Raw genomic sequence first — 3,905 nt, 5'->3', positions numbered from 1 at the left:
GGCCACTCCCTGCTCGCGACCCGCCTGGTCGGGCGGGTGCGCGCGGCGCTGGGGGTCGACGTCCGGATCCGGGTGCTGTTCGACGTTCCCACCCCGGCCGGCCTCGCCGCCTGGATCAGCAGTCAGGACGGCCGTGACGGTCGGACCGGTCAGATCAAGAAGAAGGCCCGGCCCGCAGTGCGGCCGGTGCGTCAGCAAGGGGAGTTCTGATGGTTCCGTTGTCCTTCGCGCAGCGCCGGTTGTGGTTCCTGGAGCAGCTGGACGGTCCGAGCGCCACCTACAACGTCCCGCTGGTGCTCCGGCTGACAGGCGCCCTCGACCGGGAGGCGCTGGCCGCGGCCCTGCGGGACGTGATCGGCCGGCACGAGATGCTGCGGACCCTGATCACGACCGTGGACGGCGAGCCCCGCCAGCAAGTCCTGGCCGTCGGCGAGGCGGACTTCGGCCTGCGGGTCATTGAGGTTCCCCGGGGTGGGCTGGACGCGGCACTGGCCGCTTCGTCGACCCGGGTCTTCGATCTGTCCGTGGAGATTCCGGTGCGGGCCGAGCTGTTCGTGCTGGGCGGCGACGAGTCGGTGCTGGCACTGACGCTTCACCACATCGCCACCGACGGCTGGTCGGCGGGCCCGCTGGCTCGTGACCTGTCGGAGGCGTACGCGGCCCGCCGCGCGGGTCGGGCGCCGCGCTGGGAGCCGCTGCCGGTGCAGTACGCCGACTACACGCTCTGGCAGCGGGAGCTGCTGAGCGAGGAGGACGGCGAGGACAGCCTGCTCGCCGAGCAAGCGGCGTACTGGCGCGGGGCGTTGACGGGGTCGCCGGAGGAGTTGGAGCTGCCGTTCGACCGGCCGCGTCCGCCCGTCGCGTCGCACCGGGGGCACGGTGTGAAGCTGCGGATACCGGCCGGGACGCACCGGCGGCTGGCGGAGCTGGCGCGGGAGCGCGGCGTCACCCTGTTCATGGTGTTGCAGGCCGCGCTGGCGGTGACGCTGCACCGGGTCGGCGCGGGCACCGACATTCCGATCGGCGCGGCGGTGGCCGGACGCACCGAGGAGTCCTTCGAGGACCTGATCGGACTTTTCGTCAACACCCTGGTGCTGCGGACCGACCTGTCGGGGAACCCGACCTTCCTGGAGGTGCTGGAGCAGGTCCGCGCCCAGGGGCTGGACGCGCTGGACCACCAGGACATGCCGTTCGAGCGGCTGGTGGAGGCCATGGTGCCCACCCGCTCGCTGGCCCGGCACCCGCTGTTCCAGGTCATGCTGACGGTGCAGAACACGGGCCCGGCGGTGCTCGACCTGCCCGGCGTGCGGGCCGAGGTGCTGCCGGTGGGCGAGCAGCCGGCGAAGTTCGACCTCGACGTGTCGGTGAGCGAGCGCTTCGACGCCGACGGCGCCCCGGCGGGGGTGAGCGGCTGGATGGTGGGGTCGGCGGACCTGTTCGACCGGGAGTCGGTCGAGCGGCTGGCCGAGTGGCTGGTGCGGGTGGTCGAAGCGGCGTCGGACGATCCGGGGCGGCGGCTGGGCCGGCTCGGGTTGCTCGGCGCGGCGGAGCGCCGGCGGCTCCTGGTGGAGCGGAACCGGACGGGCGGTGTCCCGGACGGTGTGACGGTAGGCGAGGTGTTCGGCCGGCGGGTGGCCGATTCGCCGGACGCGGTGGCGCTGCTGGGCGCGGACGTGGAGCTGACGTTCGCCCAACTGGACGCGCGGGCCGAGCAGTTGGCGCGGGTTCTGGTGGCGCGCGGGGTGCGGCCGGAGTCGCGGGTCGGGGTGGTGCTGGAGCGCGGGGCGGACCTGGTGGTGGCGCTGCTGGCCGTAGTGAAGGCCGGGGGCGTCGGTCTGCCGGTGGACACGGGCTGGCCGGCGGAGCGGCTGGAGTTCGTGCTGCGGGACGCGGGCGCGGTGTGCGTGGTGTCCTCCGTGAAGTGGGCCGGCACGGTGCCGGCGGGCGTGGGCGTGCCGCTGGTGGTCGTCGATGATCCTGCGGTGGGGGCGGAGGCGGCCCGGCTGCCGCGGACGGTCCAGGCGCCGCGGGTGCGGCCGGACAACGGCATGTACGTGATGTACACCTCCGGGTCGACGGGTCTGCCGAAGGGTGTGCTGGCGACGCACCGGGACGTGGTGGCGCTGGCGTCGGCCTCGCACTGGGGCCTGTCGGCGGGGGAGCGGGTGCTGTTCCAGGCGCCGCACGCGTTCGACGCGTCGTCCTACGAGCTGTGGGTGGCGCTGCTGTCGGGCGCGTGCGTGGTGCTGGCCCCGGTGCTGGACGGCGCGGCCGACGGCCGGGTGCTGCGGGAGTGGATCGACGGCTTCGGGGTCACCCATGTGCATGTGACGGCGGGGCTGTTCCGGGTGCTCGCGGAGCAGGATCCGGGCTGCTTCGGCGGTGTGCGGGAGGTGTTGACGGGCGGTGACGTGGTGCCCGCCGGCTCGGTGGAGCGGGTGTTGGAGGCGTGCGGCGGTGTACGGGTGCGGCACCTGTACGGGCCGACTGAGGTGACGCTGTGCGCGACGCAGGAGGAACTGGCCGGGCCTCGGGTGCCGGGCGGGGCGCTGTCGCTGGGCGGCCCGCTGGACGGCATGCGGGTGTACGTCCTGGACGAATGGCTGGAGCCGGTGCCGGTCGGTGTGGTGGGTGAACTCCATGTCGCGGGCGCCGGTGTGGCTCGCGGGTACCTGGGGCGGCCGGGTCTGACGGCGGAGCGGTTCGTGGCGTCACCGTTCGAGCCGGGCGTGCGGATGTACCGCACCGGCGACCGGGTGCGCTGGACCGCCGACGGCCGGCTGCTGTTCGCCGGCCGGGCCGACGGCCAGGTCAAGGTGCGGGGCTACCGGGTGGAGCCGGGCGAGGTGGAGGCGGTGCTGTCGGCCCACCCGGGGGTGGCGCAGTCCGTGGTGGCCGCGCTGGGGGACAGCGCCGAAGACCGCCGGCTGGTCGGCTATGTGGTGCCGCAGGACGGGACACCGGCCGACGGGCTGGGCCCGCTGGTCCGCGAGTTCGCGGCCGGCCGGCTGCCGGGGCACTTGGTGCCGTCGGCGCTGGTGGTGCTGGACGCGCTGCCGCTGACCGCCAACGGGAAGGTCGACCGCAAGGCGCTGCCCGTGCCGGATCTCGGGGCGGGAGCGGGGCGCGGGCCGGCGTCGGTGCGGGAAGAGGTGGTGTGCGAGGCGTTCGCGCAGGCCCTCGGTGTGGAGCGGGTCGGCGTCGACGACGACTTCTTCGTGCTCGGTGGGCACTCGCTGCTGGCGGTCTCGCTGGTCGAGCGGCTGCGCGGACGCGGTGTCGCGGTCTCGGTCCGCGCGCTCTTCGAGACCCCGACCCCGGCGGGCCTGGCGGCGGCCACCGCCCCGGAACTCCTGGTGGTCCCCGCGAACCTGATTCCGGCGGGCGCGGTGGAGATCACCCCGGAGATGCTGCCGCTGGTGGAGCTGGACGAGACGGAGATCGCTCGGATCGCGGCCGCGGTGGAGGGTGGTGCGGCGAACATCGCGGACGTGTATCCGCTGGCGCCGCTCCAGGAGGGCATCTTCTTCCACCATCTGATGGCCGATCAGGGCGAGATCGACGTCTACACGGTGCCGACGGTGCTCGCCTTCGACTCCGAGCAGCGGCTCGATTCGTTCCTCGGGGCACTCCAGCAGGTGGTGGACCGGCACGACATCTACCGCACCGCGATCGTGTGGGAGGGCCTGCGCGAGCCCGTCCAGGTGGTGCTGCGGCACGCCCGGCTGCCGATCGCGCGGACGGTGCTCGACCCCGCCGCAGGTGACCCGGTGGCACAGCTGCTTGCGTTCGGCGGCGGGTCGATGGACCTCGGACGCGCCCCCCTGATCGCGGTGCACACCGCCGCCGAGCCCGGCACCGACCGCCGACTGGCACTGCTGAAGATCCATCACCTGGTGCAGGAC

The 3,905-nt window shown here is 74.0% G+C and carries 2 protein-coding genes; both read left to right on the top strand.

The features are described from left to right. The coding region (locus AMK19_RS34045; RefSeq protein WP_143200570.1) for an acyl carrier protein at positions 1-210 on the top strand (210 nt) is incomplete at its 5' end. Beyond that, the coding region (locus AMK19_RS34040; protein WP_143200569.1) for a non-ribosomal peptide synthetase at positions 210-3,905 on the top strand (3,696 nt) is incomplete at its 3' end. The genes AMK19_RS34045 and AMK19_RS34040, both read left to right, overlap by 1 nt.

The organism is Kitasatospora sp. CB01950 (assembly GCF_001905465.1).
GTDB lineage: Bacteria > Actinomycetota > Actinomycetes > Streptomycetales > Streptomycetaceae > Kitasatospora.
The sequence above is the reverse complement of the archived record's forward strand: the minus strand, read 5'-3'. Positions and strand labels throughout refer to the sequence as shown.